The 20,833-nt window shown below is 40.1% G+C and carries 20 protein-coding genes; 8 read left to right on the forward strand and 12 right to left on the reverse strand.

The features are described from left to right. The first annotated feature begins 20 nt into the window (after positions 1-20). Positions 21-1,703 carry a dipeptidyl-peptidase 3 family protein gene (locus BLS35_RS17035; RefSeq protein WP_090783258.1) on the forward strand — a complete coding sequence of 561 codons (1,683 nt, stop codon included), beginning with the start codon at positions 21-23 and terminating at the stop codon, positions 1,701-1,703. Here BLS35_RS17035 and BLS35_RS17040 read toward each other — a convergent pair. From BLS35_RS17040 to gltX, 8 genes are all read right to left on the reverse strand, one after another. Then, positions 1,696-2,058, reverse strand: a complete 363-nt coding sequence (locus tag BLS35_RS17040) for a response regulator (protein WP_090783260.1) — start codon at positions 2,056-2,058, stop codon at positions 1,696-1,698. The two genes, BLS35_RS17035 and BLS35_RS17040, sit on opposite strands and share 8 nt — an antisense overlap. A 21-nt stretch (positions 2,059-2,079) precedes the next feature. After that, the gene (locus BLS35_RS17045; RefSeq protein WP_254778943.1) at positions 2,080-2,643 is read right to left on the reverse strand and encodes a chemotaxis protein CheB; all 564 of its coding nucleotides are present in this window, start codon (positions 2,641-2,643) and stop codon (positions 2,080-2,082) included. Then, positions 2,643-3,464, reverse strand: coding sequence for a CheR family methyltransferase (locus BLS35_RS17050; RefSeq protein WP_090783264.1), 822 nt, complete (start codon positions 3,462-3,464; stop codon positions 2,643-2,645). The genes BLS35_RS17045 and BLS35_RS17050 overlap by 1 nt, the downstream gene beginning before the upstream one ends. Before the next feature lie 3 nt (positions 3,465-3,467). Next, positions 3,468-3,845 (reverse strand): response regulator, encoded by a 378-nt coding sequence (locus BLS35_RS17055; RefSeq protein WP_090783266.1) that lies wholly within the window; start codon positions 3,843-3,845, stop codon positions 3,468-3,470. Between the two features lie 25 nt (positions 3,846-3,870). Further along, complete coding sequence (locus BLS35_RS17060; protein ID WP_090783268.1) at positions 3,871-7,461, reverse strand: response regulator; 3,591 nt, start codon at positions 7,459-7,461, stop codon at positions 3,871-3,873. A gap of 12 nt (positions 7,462-7,473) precedes the next feature. Then, positions 7,474-8,598 (reverse strand): hybrid sensor histidine kinase/response regulator, encoded by a 1,125-nt coding sequence (locus tag BLS35_RS17065; RefSeq protein WP_090783271.1) that lies wholly within the window; start codon positions 8,596-8,598, stop codon positions 7,474-7,476. Between the two features lie 122 nt (positions 8,599-8,720). Next, on the reverse strand, positions 8,721-9,560 hold the full coding sequence (locus BLS35_RS17070; RefSeq protein ID WP_090783273.1) for a KPN_02809 family neutral zinc metallopeptidase: 840 nt from the start codon (positions 9,558-9,560) through the stop codon (positions 8,721-8,723). Positions 9,561-9,631: 71 nt separating this feature from the next. Continuing rightward, positions 9,632-11,140 (reverse strand): glutamate--tRNA ligase, encoded by a 1,509-nt coding sequence (gene gltX, locus BLS35_RS17075; RefSeq protein ID WP_090783275.1) that lies wholly within the window; start codon positions 11,138-11,140, stop codon positions 9,632-9,634. Positions 11,141-11,229: 89 nt separating this feature from the next. Between gltX and BLS35_RS17080 the strand changes: the two genes are divergently transcribed. Genes BLS35_RS17080 through BLS35_RS17090 form a run of 3 tightly spaced genes read left to right on the forward strand, consistent with a single transcriptional unit; the run spans position 11,230 to position 13,347 of the window. Then, positions 11,230-12,447, forward strand: coding sequence for a sensor histidine kinase (locus BLS35_RS17080; RefSeq protein WP_090783277.1), 1,218 nt, complete (start codon positions 11,230-11,232; stop codon positions 12,445-12,447). Beyond that, positions 12,425-12,928, forward strand: a complete 504-nt coding sequence (locus BLS35_RS17085) for a DinB family protein (RefSeq protein WP_090783279.1) — start codon at positions 12,425-12,427, stop codon at positions 12,926-12,928. The genes BLS35_RS17080 and BLS35_RS17085 overlap by 23 nt, the downstream gene beginning before the upstream one ends. After that, a complete protein-coding gene (locus BLS35_RS17090; RefSeq protein ID WP_090783281.1) occupies positions 12,925-13,347 on the forward strand; it encodes a hotdog fold thioesterase in 423 nt (140 codons plus the stop codon). Before BLS35_RS17085 ends, BLS35_RS17090 begins: the two co-directional genes overlap by 4 nt. Here BLS35_RS17090 and BLS35_RS17095 read toward each other — a convergent pair whose 3' ends face one another. Further along, a complete protein-coding gene (locus BLS35_RS17095; protein WP_090783283.1) occupies positions 13,348-13,914 on the reverse strand; it encodes a Crp/Fnr family transcriptional regulator in 567 nt (188 codons plus the stop codon). Between the two features lie 107 nt (positions 13,915-14,021). On the opposite strand from BLS35_RS17095, the gene BLS35_RS17100 reads away from it, so the two are divergent. Then, positions 14,022-14,345: a DMT family transporter gene (locus BLS35_RS17100; RefSeq protein ID WP_090783285.1), complete on the forward strand. Its 324-nt coding sequence runs from the start codon at positions 14,022-14,024 to the stop codon at positions 14,343-14,345. A gap of 13 nt (positions 14,346-14,358) precedes the next feature. On the opposite strand, the gene BLS35_RS17105 is transcribed toward BLS35_RS17100, so the two are convergent. The 3 genes from BLS35_RS17105 to BLS35_RS17115 form a co-directional block, all read right to left on the reverse strand. After that, positions 14,359-14,913: a DUF2911 domain-containing protein gene (locus BLS35_RS17105; RefSeq protein ID WP_090783287.1), complete on the reverse strand. Its 555-nt coding sequence runs from the start codon at positions 14,911-14,913 to the stop codon at positions 14,359-14,361. A gap of 33 nt (positions 14,914-14,946) precedes the next feature. Further along, a complete protein-coding gene (locus BLS35_RS17110; protein WP_090783289.1) occupies positions 14,947-15,126 on the reverse strand; it encodes a hypothetical protein in 180 nt (59 codons plus the stop codon). A 62-nt stretch (positions 15,127-15,188) separates the two neighbouring features. Next, positions 15,189-17,702 carry a glycoside hydrolase family 9 protein gene (locus BLS35_RS17115; protein WP_254778944.1) on the reverse strand — a complete coding sequence of 838 codons (2,514 nt, stop codon included), beginning with the start codon at positions 17,700-17,702 and terminating at the stop codon, positions 15,189-15,191. A gap of 131 nt (positions 17,703-17,833) precedes the next feature. On the opposite strand from BLS35_RS17115, the gene BLS35_RS17120 reads away from it, so the two are divergent. The 3 genes from BLS35_RS17120 to BLS35_RS17130 are packed head-to-tail and all read left to right on the forward strand — an operon-like array spanning position 17,834 to position 20,831. Beyond that, entirely contained in the window at positions 17,834-18,460 is a 627-nt protein-coding gene (locus tag BLS35_RS17120; RefSeq protein ID WP_090783294.1) for a TetR/AcrR family transcriptional regulator, read from the forward strand. Continuing rightward, on the forward strand, positions 18,450-19,766 hold the full coding sequence (locus BLS35_RS17125) for a TolC family protein (protein ID WP_090783296.1): 1,317 nt from the start codon (positions 18,450-18,452) through the stop codon (positions 19,764-19,766). Before BLS35_RS17120 ends, BLS35_RS17125 begins: the two co-directional genes overlap by 11 nt. A gap of 21 nt (positions 19,767-19,787) precedes the next feature. Next, on the forward strand, positions 19,788-20,831 hold the full coding sequence (locus tag BLS35_RS17130) for an HlyD family secretion protein (RefSeq protein WP_090783299.1): 1,044 nt from the start codon (positions 19,788-19,790) through the stop codon (positions 20,829-20,831). Positions 20,832-20,833 lie beyond the last annotated feature (2 nt).

A 20,833-nucleotide genomic window follows, 5' to 3' on the forward strand; every position in this document is an offset into this window, starting at 1 on the left:
TATTTAAAACTAACTGATATATGAAACACATAAGCAAAGCAACTGTTTTTATTGCTGGATGCTCAATTGTCATGGGGATAGCTTCATGCTCTGGCCCTCAGGGAAATAACGATCAAAAAACAACAAAACATTCCTCCACTGAAGATAGTTTGCAAAAGTATGTAGACGAGCGTCTGGCTATTTACGAAAAAGTTAAGTTGACAACCAACATTAATGATCTTTCTGTAAATGACCGGAAAATACTACCATTAATGATACAGGCAGCCAAGATTATGGATGAATTATTCTGGCAACAAGCGTATCCTCAGCGCGATAGTCTGTTAAGTACCATTAAGGATGAAAAAGCCAGGGACTTCCTTTTGATCAATTATGGACCTTGGGATAGGTTAAATGGAGACAAACCATTCATTTATGGCATTGGCCCAAAACCGGATGGCGCTACCTTTTACCCAGCTGGTATGACCAAAGAAGAACTTAAAAACTCTGATGTAAAAGATAAATCTGGTCAATACTCGGTGATTAGAAAAGACGACAAGGGTAAGCTTATTTCCATTCCTTATCATGTTCTATACGCTACAGAACTACAAAAAGCTTCCAGTTTATTGAAACAGGCAGCTTTACTTGCCGATGATGCAGGATTAAAGAAATACCTTAACCTACGTGCTGATGCGCTACTTTCTGATAATTATACCGCTAGTGATTATGCCTGGTTGGATATGAAAACCAATACACTTGACCTAATCATTGGCCCGATCGAGAACTATGAAGATAAGTTGTTCAATGCCCGCGCTTCTTATGAGGCGTATGTGCTGGTAAAGGATAAAGTATGGAGTAAAAAACTGGAAAAATATGTAAGTATGTTACCTGATTTACAGAAAGGACTCCCGGTTGATGCAAAATACAAAGCTGAAAAACCCGGAACGGATTCAGAACTGAATGCTTATGATGTGGTGTACTATGCAGGTGATTGTAATGCCGGTTCTAAAACGATCGCAGTTAATCTTCCGAATGATGAGGTAATTCAACAAAAAAAGGGGACCAGACGTTCTCAGTTGAAAAATGCCATGAAAGCCAAATTCGATAAGATTATGATGCCTATCGCTAAAGAACTGATAGATAAGGACCAGCTTCAATACATCAACTTTGACGCTTTCTTTGCCAATGTGATGTTTCATGAGGTAGCACATGGATTGGGTATTAAAAAGACTGTAACCGGCAAAGGCTTTGTTAAAGAGGCACTCCAAGAACAATATTCGTGGTTAGAAGAAGGCAAAGCAGATGTTTTAGGTCTTTATATGGTAACCGGACTACTTAAAAAAGGCGAACTTGAGGGTGACATTAAGCAATTCTATACAACTTATATGGCCGGCATTCTTCGCTCAGTAAGGTTTGGAGCTGCAAGTGCTCATGGAAAAGCGAATATGCAATGCTTTAACTTTTTTAAAGACAATGGCGCATTTATACGAAATGAAAATGGAACCTACAAAGTAGACTTCGTTAAGTTTGAAGATTCAATGAACAAGCTAAGCAACTTAATCATTACGCTTCAAGGTAACGGAGACAAAGCTGCTGTTGAAAAAACACAACGTGAAAAAGCCGTAATTACTCCTGAGTTACAGGCCGATCTTGATAAATTAACTAAAAGAGGAATCCCTGTAGATGTTGTATTCGAACAGGGCGTAGATGTTTTGGGTGTTAAATAACCAAATGTTTACTGATGATCTTTTCAAGCTCTTCGATATCGAAGGGCTTGGATAGATACCCATCTGCCCCCGCCTGGTCAGCCAGTGACTTTACATCGTTATTGGCAGAAAAATAGATCACTGGAATATCTTTCAATACCGCGTGTGCCTTTAAGGCTCTTGTCGCCTCTATCCCCCCAACATCTGGCAACCAGTTATCCATAAAGATAATATCAGGCGTAAAAGTCATTACCTGATCTATAATATTATTGGATGTGGAAGACGTTTTAATATCGTAGCCAGCATCTTCCAAAATAATAGTACACAATTCCAAAATGTCAACATTATCGTCAAATACGAATACCTTCTTGTTCATAGTCTGTGTAAAATATATGGCTTAAGATAGCAAATTTATGAATTCTGCAATATCTTCAATCATAAGTACCTGATCTATTGCCACATTAAGTTGAGCCTGGGCAGGCATATAGGCCACCTGCGCCGAATCCGGGTCTTGAATTAAGGTAGTACCACCCCAGGATTTTACACATTTTAACCCATTTACTCCATCAGAATTTGATCCTGAAAGCAGCAAACAAGCAAGTTTGGTGTTGTATACCTCTGCAGCGGTTTGAAATGTGGCATCAATTGCCGGTCTGGAATAATTTATCTTTTCGGAGTAATCCAAAGAAAAGGTTTCATTCTGCTCTATGAGTAAATGATAATCTGAGGGCGCGACATAAACCGTTCCTGCCTTTATCTCTTCTTTTTCATCCACTTCCTTAACCTTAAGCTCCGTGCGCGTTGAAAGCAGCGCCGGCAGCAAAGAGTCCGTTCCATGTTTTCTGTGAACCACAATGATAATTGGAAAGGGAATATCAGTTCTAACATTTGGGAGTACCTTGAGTAATACCTCCAGACTACCCGCCGAGCCCCCAATTATAAATGCTTTACATTTTCTCATCAGCCGACTTTTCTCCATATTTTTTCTCCTGGTAAGCGCTTATATCTTTTGGAAATCCTCGAAAATTCTACCGTCTCCTTTGACCCCAGTGCCAGATACCCCAGTTCATCTAGACTATTATCGAATAAATCGAGCACATTATGTTGCAAATCCCGATTGAAATAGATCAGTACATTTCGACAAAGAATTAGTTGGAATTCATTGAAGGAATGATCAGAAACCAAATTATGGGTGGAAAATACAATCCGACGCTTTAATTCATCATCAAACTTTGCCAAAGAATAACTAGCGGTATAGTAACTGGAAAAGTCTTTGGTGCCTCCAGATAAAATGTAGTTTTCTGAATACTGCTGCATTTGACTGATGGCAAACATGCTTTGGGAAGCTTTTTCCAGCACGGTGGGATTAAGATCAGTTGCGTAAATCAGTGATTTATGCAGCAAATTCAACTCCTTCAAAATAATAGAAATAGAATAGGCCTCTTCTCCAGTAGAGCAGCCGGCAAGCCATATCCTGATTAAAGGATAAGTACCCAGCTTGGGCAACACTTCCTCTCTCAATTTCCGAAAGAAAGATGGATCTCTAAACATTTCCGTCACATTAACCGTAATCTGCTCCACAAATCTTTTAAAATAGACCTGATCGTTTAAAATCATGTATCTAAATTCAGCAAAGCTTAACGCTCGATCTAAAGCATAGATTCTGGAAATGCGTCTTTTTATAGATGCCCTTGAATAACCGGTAAAATCGTAACCATACTGCTCCAAAAGATCAGAGAGCAATATTTCTACGTGTTCATCGGTAATTACTGATACTTCCAAATTCTATTCTGTTAAAACGTAAAGATTTAGCATCCTAATTAGTTCATCCACATTTATTGGCTTGGAAATATAACCAACAGCACCTGCATTCAAACAACGTTCCTTATCCCCAAGCATCGCTTGTGCTGTAACCGCAATCACTGGCACATCCTTTAGTTCCGGATTATTCCTCATTATTGCCATGGCCTCATACCCATCCAAGCCGGGCATCATCATGTCCATTAACACCACAGCAATATCGCTATCATTCTTAAGAATTTCAAGCCCTTCTTCTGCTCCTGTAGCAGATACACATTGATAACCTCTTGCCTTTAAAACGGCTGTTAAAGCAAAAATATTCCGGTTATCATCATCTACGATTAATACTTTGTTGTCCGCCATATATTTAAAACCATAGTAATTATGACTACGCCTTGTTGTAAAGCCACACCCTTAATAATGAAATCAACTGATCAATATCCACCGGCTTAGAAATGTAATCCGAGGCCCCTGCAGCTATACATTTTTCCCTGTCACCCATCATAGCTTTTGCTGTAACAGCTAAAACTGGCAATTGTTTGTATGCATGAATCTTTCTAATTTCCTTTGTCGTCTCATATCCGTCCATCTCCGGCATCATCATGTCCATAAGCACTACATCCACCTTTGGATTCTCTTTAAGCATCTGTAGCGCCTCTTTTCCATCAGTAGCTGCAAGAACTTTCATTTTATGCTGTTCCAGAGCTTTGGTTAAAGAGAATATGTTCCGAACATCGTCATCAGCAATCAGGACTGTTTTATTATTCAGGACTTCATATAAGCCGCCCAGATTTTCAGATGGCGTCTTTTTATGCTTGCCATCTATTTCCTTTTCTTCAACCAAATGAAGAAAAAGTCCTGCTTCATCTAAAATTCTTTGGTAAGAATGTGCGGTCTTCACTACGATCGAATCTGCATATTGCTTAATCCGGGTTTCTTCACCCTTGGATAAGTTTTTCCCCGTAAAAATAATGATCGGTAAGTTTTCCAATCCTCTGCTTTTCTTAATCGTATCAAGCGTTTCGTAAGCATTCTTATCGGGAATCCCCATATCCAGGATCACACAATCTACCTCATTCTTATTCAATGCGCCAATACTCTGGCTTACATTGCTGACTACCTCCGTCTGTATGCTATAATTACTAAGGAAATAACTTAGCGCTTCTGCATGCTGTTTATTTTCTTCAACAATCAACACTTTTTTTGGATGCCGACTCAATGCGTCTTCCAACTTCTGAAAAATTTGCTTCATCTGCTCTAAAGCAATTGGCTTATTGATAAAATCAACCGCCCCTTTCAGTAAACTCTCCTTCTTAACTTCAAGAGAAGACATGATATGAACCGGTATAGGCTTGGTAACAGGGTTAGCTTTCAACTCTTCCATTACCTGCCATCCATCCTTTATTGGCAACTGTATATCCAGCAATATAGCCAAAGGCTGATAGCGGTTCGCCAATTCAATTCCAACATCGCCACGAACAGCTACGATGCCTTTATAGTTTCTTTTCCGGGTAAACTTTAAGAGGGTTTTAGCAAAATTAGTATCGTCTTCAATAATCAAGATGACACGATCCCCGGGTTGAATATCATTCCTATCATCTTCTATTTCCTGAGGAATAAGATCAACAGTAAAACGTTCGGCAACAACAGGCTCAATTCGCTCCATGTAAATAGGCGGCACCACCGGTTCTTGGGCCAAATCCTCTTCAATATCTTCCTTACGCATCAAGGGCAAAGAAAAAGTAAACTCACTACCCACGTTTTCACTACTGGTTACCTCTATTTTTCCACCCAGAAGCTTCGCCAGTTCCCTGCTTATAGATAGACCCAGCCCTGTTCCACCAAACTTACGACGAGTAGAACCATCTGCCTGATGAAAGGCTTCAAAAATTAACCCTTGTTTACCTAATGGAATACCAATACCCGTATCAGTAACTTTAAATAGCATATTTTCACCCGCCTCGTCCTTGTGAACGGTCAAAACAACCTTCCCTACGGCGGTAAACTTAATGGCATTAGACAGTAAATTCTTCAGAATCTGCTCTAATCGCATTTTATCTGTATTGATAGTCGTCAATGCATCCTGCACGTCAATCATCAGTTCCAGGTGCTTATTCTTTGCCACAGGATTAAATAACGAGCGCATATCTGTTGCTACTTCAGTAATATTAACATCTGTAAATTCAAGCTTCATTTTACCAGCTTCAATTTTAGAAAGGTCCAGGATCTCGTCGATCAAACCTAGTAATCCCTGTCCCGAACTTTGTATCACCTCCGCATATTCAATATACTCTTCATCCAAATCCTTATTCTCTGACATCAGTTTGGACAGCAACAAAATCGAGTTTAAAGGCGTCCGCAATTCATGAGACATATTGGCGAGAAACTCAGATTTGTATTTGGTACTCTGCTCCAATAGCTCTGCTTTATGCTGTATATCCAGGTTTCGCTCCTGAATAAGCTGATTTTTTTCTTCTAATAAATTGGTCCGTTCTTCCAACTCCTGGTTACTTTGTAAAAGCTCCTCTTGTTGTACCCTTAATTCTTCTTCAGAAGTCTGAATCCGCTGAGTTTGCGCCTCCAATTCCGCATTTAAGCCTTCAAGCTCCCTATGTTGGGCCTGTAACTCTTCGGCTTGTGCTTGTGTCTCTTCTAAAAATTCCTGCAATTTTTTGCGATTTTGAGAAACTATAATCGCTATCCCAATATTATCTGAAATGCTGTTAAAGAAATCCAATTGCAAAGGCGTATACACCTGTAAAGAGCCAAACTCCATCACGCCAATCACTTCCCCCTCTCTAAAAATCGGCACTGCAATAACATTACGTGGACGCGTAGTTCCAATCGCAAAGCTAATGGTTAACTCATTATCGGGAATATCATTAATTAAAAGTTGCTTACGAGACTGAACCGCTTGTCCCACAAGGCCTTCCCCAAATCTCAGTTTTTCCCGCTTGTACTCTTCCATCAGCGAGTAGCTACCTACTAGCTGTAACGCCCCATCATCTTCAACCAGATAAAATGCAGCGACCTGGCTATGCGTGCGTTCTACAATCTCAGCAACAACGTCATCTGCTAGCTGCTGAACACTTTTCTCGCCAACCATTTTATCATTTAGCGCAGCGATTCCTGATTGTAGCCATTCTTTATCAGCGAGTAGTGAAAATGAATATTGCAACGATTCAGCCATCGCATTTAAAGAGCCAACCAAACTTCCCAAGCCATCTTTTTGCTCTTCATCAAGCCGTATTTGATAATCTCCGCTTGAAATCCTGTTAGCAATGCCCTGAATAACAGTAATCCGATTAGCTATTTCTTCATTTTTATGCTGTAATTCTTCTTGTAGTCTTAGCCTCGTATTAAAATCAAACGTAACCTTTCTGTAAAAGAATATAGTAATTAAAATGGCTAAAAAGGCTGCAAAAATGATCAATGCAGGTGTAAAACCAGCCATCTTGTTCAGATTGGCTGTCCTCAAATCCAATATCCTTTTTTCCTCTGATTCCATCACCTTAATCAGATCCCTAAGGCCATCCATATAAATTTTGCCATCGATTAGCTCGGCAACACTTACAAAGCCACCACGGCTTTTAATGTCAACCGTATTCTTCAATACCTGAAACCTTCCTTGAACAAGGTTCTCCAACTTTTTCACATTCCTTTGCTGTACAGGATTATTTTTGGTTTCAGCAAAGATCTGTTCTACCAAGCCTAAAGCAGCCTCCCGCGCCCCCTTATAAGGCTCAAGAAATTCCTTTCTTCCAGTTAGTAAATATCCTCTTTGTCCTGTTTCAGCATCCTTCATGGTCGAGATCACATCCTCAAGCTTAAAGATGACTCTGTTACTTTGAGAAACCATGTCGGCACTTTTAATCAAATTCCTTATACTCAGATAAGAGGCCAATGAGGTTATAAAAAGGATCAATAACGACAAACCTAAACCGATACGTAGGTTATTTTTTACAGATTTCTTACTCATACAAATATTCTTTTACTCCGTTTCAGGATTGGACACTAAGGGTAAGGTGAAATAAAACTCAGATCCTTCTCCTAGTTTACTTTCTACACCAACTTCACCCCCATGTCTATTGATAATTTCGGCTGAAATGTATAAACCGATTCCCAATCCTTGAAAATGAATCGATGTTTCTTCAACCCTATAAAACTTCTCAAATACACTCTTTTGTAGCTCTGGGGCAATCCCTATTCCAAAATCACGAACACCAACATACAATTGATCTGCTGTTGTTTTGACATTCACTTCTATTTCGTTTGTTCCAGGCGAATACTTAATTGCATTCGTTAAAAAATTGACAATCACCTGCTCTATTCGCATCTCATCGGCATAAATTTCTTTAGGGGCCTCGCCCTTTCTGCTAATTTTAAATTCTGGATTGGCCTGATGAATAACCTCGATCACTCCATCAAGTAAGGTATCAAATACAAAGTGCTTTTTATTGAATTTTAATTTGCCACTCTCTATTTTAGAAATGTCCAAAAGGTCTGCAATAAGCTCATTGAGCTTTTCTAACTGAACCTGGGCTTTAGCGAGGTGCTTTTTTACGGTAGAGATATCCCCTTTATCTACGCTTCGGGCTAATAATTGCACATACCCCTTTACACTTGTTAAAGGAGTTTTTAACTCATGACTTGCAATACTAATGAACTCGTCCTTTTTCCGCTCTGCTCTTTTCCGAAACTCAATCTCATCTAATAATGCTTTTTGTATTTCGATGAGTTTTCTGCTTTGTTCGTAAATTCGATAAAACGTTTTCACCTTTAAGAGCAAAATATCCATATCTACCGGCTTTGTGATATAATCCAGGCCACCTGAAGAATAGCCTTTAGCGATAAACTTAAGTTCAGTATTTGCAGCAGACAGGAAGATAATTGCCGTTTCTTTGGCCTTGCTGTAGCCAGAAATCGCTTCCGCGACTTCAAATCCGTCCATCCCTGGCATTTGAACATCAAGGATAATCAAGACGTACTCATTTTTAAGTACTTTTTTTAAGGCCTCTTCACCGGATGATGCGGTATCTACTTCAAAATTATGTCTCTCCAGAACCTTCTTTAAAGAAATCAGGTTCTCGGGGGTATCATCTACAATTAATATCATTATCAAAAATAAATAAGGCTTATAAACTTTTGGCGACAGCGCAGAGCATTAGTTTTGCATTAAAGTTATATAAACTTTATAAGTTTAAACTTATAAATAATCATTTTGTTGCAAAAAAGAAATTATAACCTTGCAGAATTAAAAGTATCTCCCTGCTTAAAATCACCAGTATCGAAGCCTTTTTTAAACCAATACATTCGTTGGGCTGATGTACCATGGGTAAACGCATCAGGAACAACTTGTCCCTGTGCTTGCTGCTGAAGTTTATCATCACCAATCGCATTTGCAGCTGTCAACGCCTCTTCAATATCGCCTTCTTCCAATCTAAAATTAGCGAGATTCTGGGCATCGTGCGCCCACAGACCGGCAAAAAAATCGGCCTGTAATTCTAATTTAACAGATAATTTATTGTATTCTACCTCGCTCAGCCGGGCTCTGGCACGTTGCACCTGTTCCGAAATCCCCAGTAAATTCTGAATATGATGCCCTACCTCATGGGCAATCACATAAGCTTGCGCAAAATCGCCAGCAGCACCAAAGCGGTCTTTTAGGTCTTTATAAAAAGTAAGATCAATATATACGCGACGATCCGCTGGGCAATAGAATGGTCCTACGGCAGCACTGGCATTCCCACAGGCAGATTGAACACTGTTATCAAACAGCGTAAGCACAGGGGGTTCATATACCCGTCCCATTTTCTTGAACTGCGCATACCAAACAGAATCTGTTGACTCCAGAACACCAGCAACAAACTTGCCTTCAGCATCTTGGGGAACACCCTGTTTGCCGACAACATTCGCCTCATCACCCATAGGTAACTGGCTAACTAAACCTGTAAAATCCTGACCAAAGATAAGACCGAGCACAACAACAACTATAGCTGCACCGCCGCCAAGTACCTTGCCGCCAGTCATCCCTCTTCTATCGTCAACATTGCCACTTCCTTTACCGAACCATTGCATATAAATTCCTTTTAATTTGGTTAATAACAGGCTGGGACAATTGTTATACCAAAATTAAAAGGAAGCTCAGTTTAATTAAAGGCAGCTATTGCTTTATGAATTCTTTTTATGGTTTCTTCAGCGCCAAGAGCTACTGCAATATCAAATACTCCAGGGCCAAATTTTCCGCCAACCAACATAATTCTAAAAGGCAACATCAACTCTCCTGGTTTAAAATTATGTGCCGTAGCGAGTGATTTGAACTTTTCTTCCAGTTCTATACCAGTCAATCCCTCTTTCAACTCTAAAGCATAGGATTCAAAAAAGGCAGCCTTTTCAGGTGTCCATTTTGGTTTCACAGCATCCAAATCATATCCTGCTGGTGCAGTAAAAAAATATATACTTTGCGCAACAAAATCCGTTAATAGCGTACAGCGATCTTTAATTAGGTCAATTACCTTTTCCAGATAAGTCTCGTCATTTAAAACTATGGCCTGAGCATTAAACGCTTCTTTTACAAAAGGAAGCAGCGCTTTTGAGCTGGTATGTTTAATCCACTCCTGGTTATACCATTTTGCTTTTTCGAAATCAAATTTAGCTCCGGCTTTGCTGATTCTCTCGATCGAAAATTTCTCGATCAATTCATTTAAGGTAAATATTTCCTGATCCGTTCCGTCATTCCAACCCAGCATAGCCAGTAGGTTTACAAACGCTTCAGGCATAAAACCAAGTTCCTTAAAACCTTTTGTTAAATCGCCGGTTTTAGGGTCAGTCCAATTTTGTGCGTATACAGGGAATCCTAATCTATCACCATCTCTTTTACTCAGCTTACCATTTCCATCGGGCTTTAAAATTAAAGGTAAATGCACCCATTGAGGCATTTCATTATCCCAGCCCAGATATCTCCATAATAAAATATGAATTGGTGCCGAAGGAAGCCATTCTTCGCCTCTAAATACATGGCTAATCTCCATTGCCTTATCGTCAGCAACAACTGCCAGGTGATAGGTTGGCATTCCATCTGCTTTTAGCAGAACTTTATCATCTACCAAATTGGTCTCAAAACTAACGTGCCCTCTTATCAAATCAGTAAAAGAAACAACTTCGTTTTCAGGTATTTTAATACGCACTACATATGGCGTATTGCTTGCTAAAAGTGCCTCTACCTCAGCCTCGGTTAAAGTAAGGGAGTTTCTCATAGCCCCTCTTGTAGCCAATCCGTAAGTAAAGTTTGGTATCTGTTTTCTTTTGACATCCAGTTCTTCTGGGGTATCAAAAGCGTAATAAGCATATCCATCAGCAATCAACTGATCTGCATATTGTTTGTAGGTTGCTTTCCGCTCACTTTGACGGTAGGGGCCAAAGTTGCCCTCTTGCTCCGGACTCTCATCTGGAACCATGCCACACCATTTAAGGCAGGAAACGATATATTCCTCGGCACCTTCCACAAAACGTGTCTGATCAGTATCCTCAATCCGCAAAATAAATGTACCGTTGTGCTTTTTTGCAAACAGATAATTAAATAAAGCGGTACGTACACCGCCCAAATGCAGGCCGCCGGTTGGGCTCGGGGCGAATCTTACTCTTACTTTCTTTTCCATATTACGAACTACAAAGATATATTTTTTACCGCGTTACCGTTCAATTGATACATTTTTGAATGCTATTTTGTAATTTGCCATCACATTCTATGAACCCTTACGAGAAAAAACGCCGCTGGAAGTTCTTTTTACTTGTCTTTGCCATTGTAATTGGCACGGCATCCGTTGTCTATAGCGACTTCTTCGTAAAAAAGATGGAGCGAGAAGAACAGCTTCAATTTCAGCTATATGTAAAAGTAACAGAGCAATCGCTAGCTATGTATGATGACGATCGGTATACCAGTTTGATAGACCTGATCCGAACAAACACAAAGCTTCCCGTAATCATGATTGATTCTGAAGGCGCAATCCTTTCTTATCAGGGATTAGACTCTACAAAAACGAATTACGAAGTAGAAAAACAACCTAACAAAACTTACGATCCTGCTTATTTTTCGCGTGAGCTACGTAAAATGAAAAAGCAGCATCCGCCAACGCCAATTATTGGTCTGGATGGCACCAGATGGTACATTTACTATAAAGATTCTGCCACATTAACACAACTGCGCTATTTCCCCTATATCCAATTGGCCGTAATCGGTCTGTTTTTACTCACGGCCTATGTGGCCTTTAGCGCTGCGCGTAAAGCAGAACAGGACCAGGTATGGGTAGGTATGGCAAAAGAAACAGCCCATCAACTAGGCACTCCAATCTCATCACTCATGGCTTGGGTAGAGCTCATCAAATCAAGATTTGATGCAGAAGACGATCCCTTAATTGCCGAAATGGAAAATGACATTAAACGTCTGGAAGTAATTACCGACCGTTTTTCAAAAATTGGATCTAAACCAATTGTCGAAGACCATGTCGTGTATGCTGTGATCTATAATTTTGTTGAATATTTCAAACTTCGAACATCAGACAAGGTGATCTTCGAAATCATTGGGGATGAACAAGTAAGGGCCTTATTAAATGTACCCCTGTTTGACTGGGTTATAGAGAACTTGCTGAAAAACGCAGCAAATGCAATCGAAAACGAAGGTAAAATCACGATAAACATTATCGAAAACTTAACCAAAGAGGAAGTTTTCATAGACGTAACCGACACTGGAAAAGGGATTGCACGATCTAAATTTGACGCCGTATTTCAGCCCGGCTACACAACTCGTAAGCGCGGTTGGGGTTTAGGCTTGTCGCTTACCAAAAGAATCGTTGAAAACTACCATAATGGCCAAATCTTTGTTAAAGACTCGGAGCTTGGCAAAGGCACCACCTTTCGTATCATTTTAAAAAGTAGCATTACTTATGAACCGACCTCAAACGCATGAGTATCCCGTATGGGCTGAACAATATATCAGCCTCGTTGAGGATGATGTACTCGAATTATTAAAAAGGCAAGCCACAGAGTTTCCGGATTTTGTAAATGATCTGGTTGAAAAAGCGGACTATGCCTATGCCCCCGGAAAATGGACCATTAAACAGCTTATTGGCCATATCATAGATACAGAACGCATTCTGGTGTATCGCTTAACCTGCTTTGCACGCGGAGAAAACCATGCACTTCCAGGCTTTGATGAGGATGACTACGTAACACATGCGCATTTTCAGGATCGGAGCTTATTAAGCCTCTCCGAAGAGTTTTCTTTGTTGAGAAGGGCGAACATGTTTTTATTCAATTCCCTAGTAGAAAAAGAATTAAATAGAAGTGGCACAGCATCTGAGCGCCAGATTACAGTAAGAGCCCTACTCTACGTAATCCCTGGACACATCATACACCACACAGAAATCATTAAAAGTCGTTATTTATGATTTGGTTTAAAGAATTTACACCCGAGCAGCTAAACGATAGACCTACAAACCACATGGGGGCTTTTCTGGAGATTAAGTTTACAGAAGTAGCTGAAGATGCGCTGACAGCAACCATGCCTGTAGATGAGCGTACCCATCAACCCGCAGGAATTTTACATGGTGGAGCCTCTGTAGTCCTGGCCGAAACGCTTGGTAGTGTCGCTTCCTACATGTGCATCGATCCTGAAAAATACCAGGCCGTCGGCCTTGAAGTTAATGCCAACCACCTCAGACCGGTTAAATCAGGCTTGGTAACAGGTATTTGTAAGCCACTCCATATTGGCGCTAAAACCCATGTTTGGGAAATCAAGATCTATAATGATAAAGGAAAAATGAACTGCATCAGCAGACTTACAGTGGCCATTATCAATAAAGCCTGATTACTTAACCTCTGCCCTAATCCTGCTTAAAGTTACCTGCGTTACTCCCAGGTAAGAAGCAATATAGCCCAATTGAATTCTTTGGATCAAAGCCGGATCATTGCTCAATAGTTCCTGATAGCGCTCTGTTGCCGTTTTAAATAACCGTGCAATCAATCTTTCCTCCGTTTTGATCAGCTCCAACTCTGCCAGCTTTCTGCCCCAATTTGCAAACTCAACGTCCTTTTGAAAAAGCGCTTCTAATGCCGCTGTCTTGATTTCATACAATACACTATGCTCCAATACCTCCACACTTTCATAGCCTGGCAATGCATTAATATAGCTGTTATAAGAGAATACAACATCTCCCTCCATCCCGAACCAAAAAGTAATCTGATTTTCCGGGCCATCACAAAATGCCCTGGCTATTCCTTTCTCAATAAAAAAAAGTGATTTCTCGATACTTTCGGCATGAATGATCCGCTGGTTTTTAGGCACTTCAATGCGCTCCATCAAATCAAGTAGTTGATTTAATTGCGGTTCTTTCAGGGCGTAAATGCCTTTTAATGTTTTTAAAACGTTTTGCAATTGGCGATGGTTATATGTAAAGATAAAGCACCCGACCGGTAATTTTTTAACATTTGTAAAAAACTCCCTGCTTAATTCGAAGTACTTTTGCCACAAATATTTGAATTATGAGCTGGATTATATTAATTATTGCAGGTTTTTTTGAGGTGGGTTTTACGACCTGTTTAAAGCTTTCGAACAACTTTACGAACATTAAATGGAGTGCTGGTTTTTTCGTATGCATTACGTTAAGCTTTTTATTGCTCAACAGAGCAGTACAAACTTTACCAATGGGCACAGCCTATGCGGTATGGACGGGTATAGGCGCAGTAGGAACTGTCATTATCGGAATTTTCTTCTTTGATGAGCCCCTGAACTTCTGGAGGATCTTTTTTATTGTCACTCTAATCGGTTCAATTTTAGGCTTAAAGTTTGTGGCGGGAGGGCATTAAGCCCCTTCCAAAACTATTTTATGGTAATGGGAAGTTCTACTAAAGTTTTATCCCATGCCATAACCAAATTAGCCCCTTCCGGTTGCGGGGTAAACGTGATCGCAAAAGATTCCATCGGCTTATCCAATGTTTTAACCGGTACATCAACCCGAACGACATCTTTAGACTGATCATAAGTAAAGGCACCCCAGCGATCTGTCTGACGGTTAATGATCAGCGTCCACTTATCTTGATTAGGAATCGCAAATAAGCTATAAGAACCTGCCTTAATGGACTTACCACCAATGTTTACACGCTGGTAGAATTTAATTTCTGTGGATTCATTAGCGCCCACACGCCATACCTTGCCAAATTGCTCAAGCACGCCAAATATATCACGCCCCTTTTTTGCGGGTCTGGAATAAACAACCTTAATTGATGGGGTTGAATTATCCTTTGCTTTCGTAACATTTAAAGGGAAATAGACAAGATCCGCAGGGCTGGCATCAACAGGAGCAAACTTAAGCTCCTGGGCTTCAGCAACGAAAGTAAACATCGCAAGCAATGCGATAAGGCTTATTCTTTTCATCAGAAGATGTCTTAAATTGATACTAATTTAAGCTTAATATTCGCGGCCTTTAACTATTCCATTTAAGAAAATAGCGCCAAATATAAACCCTATAATTCCACCTAATACAGCGGCACCAAAGCTACCCGAAATAATTACTGCAGTTAAAATACCAAAAAATAGGCCCATAACATAATAAACCCAGTCAAAACTATTGTTGTCTTCTTTAATCATTATACTAATTCTTAGGCGTCAAAGATATTGATTTATTTTATCTGTAAACAAATATTGCCAGTTTATTTCCCTAGCAAATCATTAACTGTTACCAAACTGTAGCCCTTTTGCTTTAAATAAATGATCAAATCATCCAATTTATTGTAAAACTTATCCATTCTTCTTGGATCCGTCCCCGCATGAAGTAAGAGTAGAAATCCATTCATTCCCTGCTTAGTTTCAAAATCAACGATAGACTTATAAATCTCCGAACTTCCTACATAACGTTTACCCATTTCTGGGTAAGTGTAATCAGCATTAGAACGCGTGCCTGGAGTAAAATTAACCAATGTTAAACCAGCTCCTTTTGTCCAATCAGCAATCTTTTCATTGTGCCATTCAAACGGTGGCAAAAAGAAGGGGGCATCAGGCCTATTAATCCCAAACCTAGCCATCGCCTCATAGTTAGCATCTAAATCAGATCGGAATTCCGCTTTTGTAACCAATAGGCTATCCCGCTTGGTCCAGTCGCAATACAACAAATGCTTATTTGAGTGCCCTCCTAAATAGTGGTGACTCGCTTTAAGGGATTTAATGAGCGACCTGAGTCCTGGAGTATTGTAAAAATCGCCCGTAAAAAAGAACGATCCTTTTACTTTATGCTTGTTTAAAGTTTTATTGATTTGCGCTACCCCATCCGCATATTCATGTCCTGTAAAGACCAATGCAATCTTCTTTTCATTTGTGTCCCCCCTAATAATAGCACCATGGTCTTTTTTAAAGGAAGAATTTTCCTGCTTCACTCTGCTGTCATAAGCAGCTAGCAAATAAATCAATGATGCCGTTCCGTCCATTGTAGGCTCATTGGTACTGTAATCACCAAAATCATCATGGTAAACGACCAAATCGGATTGAAATTCGGCATATTCGTCCGACTGGTACAAAGTAATCCCGATAAGACTTTTATAAATGCGTCCATAAACAGGTCCATCTACCAATCCCCCATCTATCGGGTACTGGAACAAATGCGTGAATGCGGAATGCGGATCTTTTGGTGTATCCCCTTCCGCTGGCAAGCCATACACCATCGCTGATCCCCATGGATTACAACCAAACAGCCAATCAAAATTTGCTTGCGCCAACTCCTCATAGGTCTCGTCTCCACTTTCCTTATGATAAAGGAAGCTCTGAATAGCGAATGAAGTTGTTAGGTTATTTGAACACCAGATAAATGGGACACCCCTATAAAATGCATTTTGCTTTGCCTTTTGCCAAACCCTATCCAGCCCCTCTTTATAATAAGACACCACTTTTTCAGCCCCTAGCTTATCCCCTGTTTTAGCGATTTCGTAATGCCCAAAATTGTGAAAAGGATACCATTGATAATGTCTTGCTGTATCGGCTCCCATCCATGGCGTTACCGGCTCTTTACTCGCGTAACTCAACGCTTGCTTCAAAAATGATTTCCCACCGATACTTTGATAAAGTTCAGCTGCAGCAAGCTCCATATCATCTGTCCAATTGTCTTCCTCATAAAAATAAGGCGCCCTATTAGGGGCTGTTTGTTGCACTCCGGGCTGCTTTAATCCAAACGCATAAGCAGATTTGGACTTATCTCGAAGCAATTGCGCATAAGTTGCATCAATATCCCTAAACATTCTGCCGCCTAAAGCAAAAGCACTGCTAAACTTTCCAGCAATAGAAGCGGTTCCCGTGGCGCGACTTTGATATTTACCTAAGCCCTGAGGTTTACCATTTGCAAAATAAACAGGTCGTTCTTTCCCTTTACCATAATCCACATCATCCTTTGTCGGCAAGCGCAAACCTTTATGGTCCCTATCGTCCGCAATTTGGTTAAATAACCAGTCTTTCTTTGGATGCATCTTTAGCAGCCATTTCAGTCCCCAATTCGCTTCATCTAAAACATCTACCCGCCCATTCTTTCCTTCAAGGCCATTTTCCTGGTATTGATCCGTAAATGTCTCAGGAAAATCCCGGTACGCTGCAAGCAAGTGATAAGTCGCGTTTGCCGATGTTGTGGCATATTGAAGGTAATCAGAGGCATCGTGCCATCCGCCACTAACATCGATATGTGTGCTATCTCGCATCGGTCCATACATGGTGTATCCATCCTGTGTATGACAGCTATCCTTCAAATAGGGATTAAAGCCGCTACGCTGTTGACGCATATAACGTAAGGCGAAATCGGCAGTATGACGATAAACATCTTCACTAATGATCACTTCTGGCGACACGGTGTTGCCCACTTTAATAAAATAATGCCCAGGATCTTCAAATTCGCTAAAATTCAATCTACACGATACTTTAAAAGGTCCGTACGCACCAAAAGGCTTCACATTTCCCGAACTGTATACCACTTTTCCAGTTCCTTTTTCTACAAGATCAAACTTCTCTGGTTGCTCCATTTGATCCTTACTTACCCAAACAGCAACCTTAATCGCATGAGGCTGATACCCCAGCAGGTTTATTCGCATCCAGGGTCCACTGGCATTAAGATCCTGAGACCAAACATTCAATGAAATTAAAGTTATGCCTAAAAAACAAGCATATCGGATCCATAGTTTCATCTTTTTCATATCGAACATTTGTTTGATCAGTTCTAAAAATAACAAACCCTTGTCAGTATTTCGTCAATTATTTAAAAAATCATTCGATTCAAAAGCAACTAATCAATCGATTGATTAGTTTTGTAGTCACAAATAAAATAATGGAAAAGATAGATAAGAGGGCCAACATCCTCGAAGCAGCTGAAAAGCTGTTCATCGAATTGGGTTATGAAGCCACTTCTACCCGCCAAATTGCAAAAGACGCCACAGCCAATATGGCGATGATCAACTATTATTTTGGCTCCAAAGAAGGTGTTTTCATGGAAATCATGAGCCAAAGGATTGCCGATTTTAGCGCTCAACTCGCCTGCCTCAATCAGAATAATATGTCTGGAATGGAAAAATTACTAAAAGTAATTGAAGGGTATGCGACAAGAATCCTATCCAATCCCGGTTTTCATAAAATGATGCACAGGGAACTCTCCATGCCTCACCGCCCGGAAATGTTTTTTAAAATAAAAAACTCAATGGCTCAAAATCTGTTGGTCATAGAGAAAATTATTAGCGATGGCATCACTGAAGGAAGCTTTAGACAAGTCGACGTTAAAATGCTGATTGCCACGATCATGGGGACAATAAGCAACGTTGCCATCTCTCCTTCAAAAATCACCTCTGGCACAACACTTGACATCAATAACGAAGAAGACAGAAAGGTGATTACCGATCGCTTAATCAACCATTTAAAAGACCTCATCATCACGTATTTAACACCAAAAAATGATACATAAATCAATCAAACTGAGCTGCCTGGCATTTCTTGTTCCGGCAGTCATCTATGCCCAGGATGTAAAAAAAATAAGCTTACAGGAAGCTATAGCGCTTGGGATAGAGAATAGTAAGAATCTAAAGCTTTCTCAAAACAAAATAGACCAGGCCGTAGCAAAGCTAAATATGGTCAAGGACAATGTTTTGCCTACAGCAAAGGCTTCTTTTCTATACAATCACGCTGAAATCCCTAGCAACACCTTATCCCTTGGTGGTGCTGATCCCATTAAATTGCCTAAACGTGCAGATGCCTTTGTTGGCACAGCAGCGGTCGAAGAGCTGATTTATGGTGGTGGCAAGCTGAGATATGCAGAAGAATCTACCCGTCTACTCACTGATGTAGCCAAACTTGATGCAGACAAAGACAAAGAAGAGATCAGTTATGCAATTATCAATACCTACTATTCTTTGTTTAAAGTAATGCAAAGCAAAAAGGTAATTACCCAAAATCTGGAGTCCATTGACAGTCAGCTAAAGCAATCTCAACGCTTTTTTGAGCAGGGAATTGTTACCAAAAACGATGTTTTGAGGTTTCAACTTCAACGGGCAAATATCTCGCTAACAAACATGGAAGCAGAGAACAACAGAAAGATCATCAATTACAACTTCGACATTCTATTGGGCTTAAACGAAAACACCCAAATTGAAATTACAGATCCAACCAAGGAATTGAAAGCTATTGCCCCTTTAAGCAGCTATTTGAATACGGGATTTGAAAGCAGACAGGAGTTGAAACAACTGGATTTACAAAACAAGGTTGCGGATGTCAATATAAAATCTGTTAAAGCCAATACTTTACCAACCGTTGGTGTAGGTGCAAATCTGTACTACATTAATCCAAATGGTAGCTTTATTCCTTCTGCCAACCAGTACATTATGCCAGTAACCATCGGTGCGAATATTTCCTGGAACATCGGCAACTTATGGACAAACAAGAATAAAGTAACGGATGCCAGAATACAGCAGAAAGAAGTGGGCATACAAAAAAGCATCTTCTCTGATCAGGTTAAAACGGAAATCAATAAGAATTACCAGAATTATCAGCTAGCCCTCGACAAGATCAGCGTACTCGAAACATCAATCGCACAGGCTACAGAAAATGATAAATTGATGGAATCAAAATATAAAAACAACGTAGCCTCGGCAATAGACAGAATAGATGCAGAAACCTTGCTATATCAAGCTAAAATCAATTTAGAAATAGCTAAAGCAGATGCTGGCTTAGCCTACTACACTTTATTAAAATCTACCGGAAAAATTTCTCAATAAAATACCATAACAAATTAGGCAATGACAACTGAAAAGAAAAAAAAGAATAAAGTTATCCCAATCATATTAGGGGTACTCATCCTCCTGGGCGCAATATTTGGAATCAAACAATATATCTATTACAGCAAACACGTAGATACTGATGATGCCCAAATTGATGGCGACATCAGCCCCGTAGTTTCCCGTGTTGGAGGCTATGTACAAGACATTAAATTCGAAGAAAATACCAGAGTTAAAGAAGGTGACGTACTGGTTAAACTAGATGATAGCGATTATAAAATAAAGCTGGAACAGGCAATGGCAGGACAAAAAGGGGCAAGTGCAGGTGTTGGTGTCTCTGAATCACAGATCGCTGCTACCTCAGCCAATACCAGTACCGCAAAAGCAAACATCGAGGCTGCAAGAGTAAAACTGAACCTTGCACAAAAAGATTACGATCGTTACCAAAACCTGGTAAAAGACGGTTCTGTTACTCAACAGCAATTTGATCAGGCTAAAGCGCAAAAAGAATCCGCTCAAGCGGCCTTTACTGCGGCAAACGACCAATACAACGCCGCGGTGAAACAAGTTGGCACTACACAGTCGCAGTTGGCTGTGAGCAGCAATGGTGTAACACAACGTCAGGCGGATGTAGATTTCGCCAAATTGCAGTTGTCTTATACAGAAATCAAAGCCCCTGCTTCAGGTATTGTATCTAAAAAGAATGTTCAAAAAGGACAGCTTGTACAAGCAGGTCAATCCTTGTTTTCTATTGTGAATGACAACAGCCTATACGTTACTGCAAACTTCAAAGAAACTCAACTGGAAGACATCAAAACCGGTTCGAAAGTTAAAATAGAAGTGGACGCTTATCCTGATCAGGACGTAGAAGGTGAAGTTTATAATTTTGCGCCGATTACAGGAGCAAAAGGCTCATTACTGCCTCCAGATAATGCCACAGGTAACTTTGTTAAAGTTGTACAACGTGTACCCGTAAAAATAAAAATAACCAAAGCTCCAAAAGATATCCTTGAAAAGCTACGTCCTGGAATGAGCGTTAAGGTTTCTGTTTCTATAAAAGACTAGAC

Origin of the sequence: Pedobacter sp. ok626, assembly GCF_900100435.1 — a bacterium.
Classification (GTDB): Bacteria; Bacteroidota; Bacteroidia; order Sphingobacteriales; family Sphingobacteriaceae; genus Pedobacter.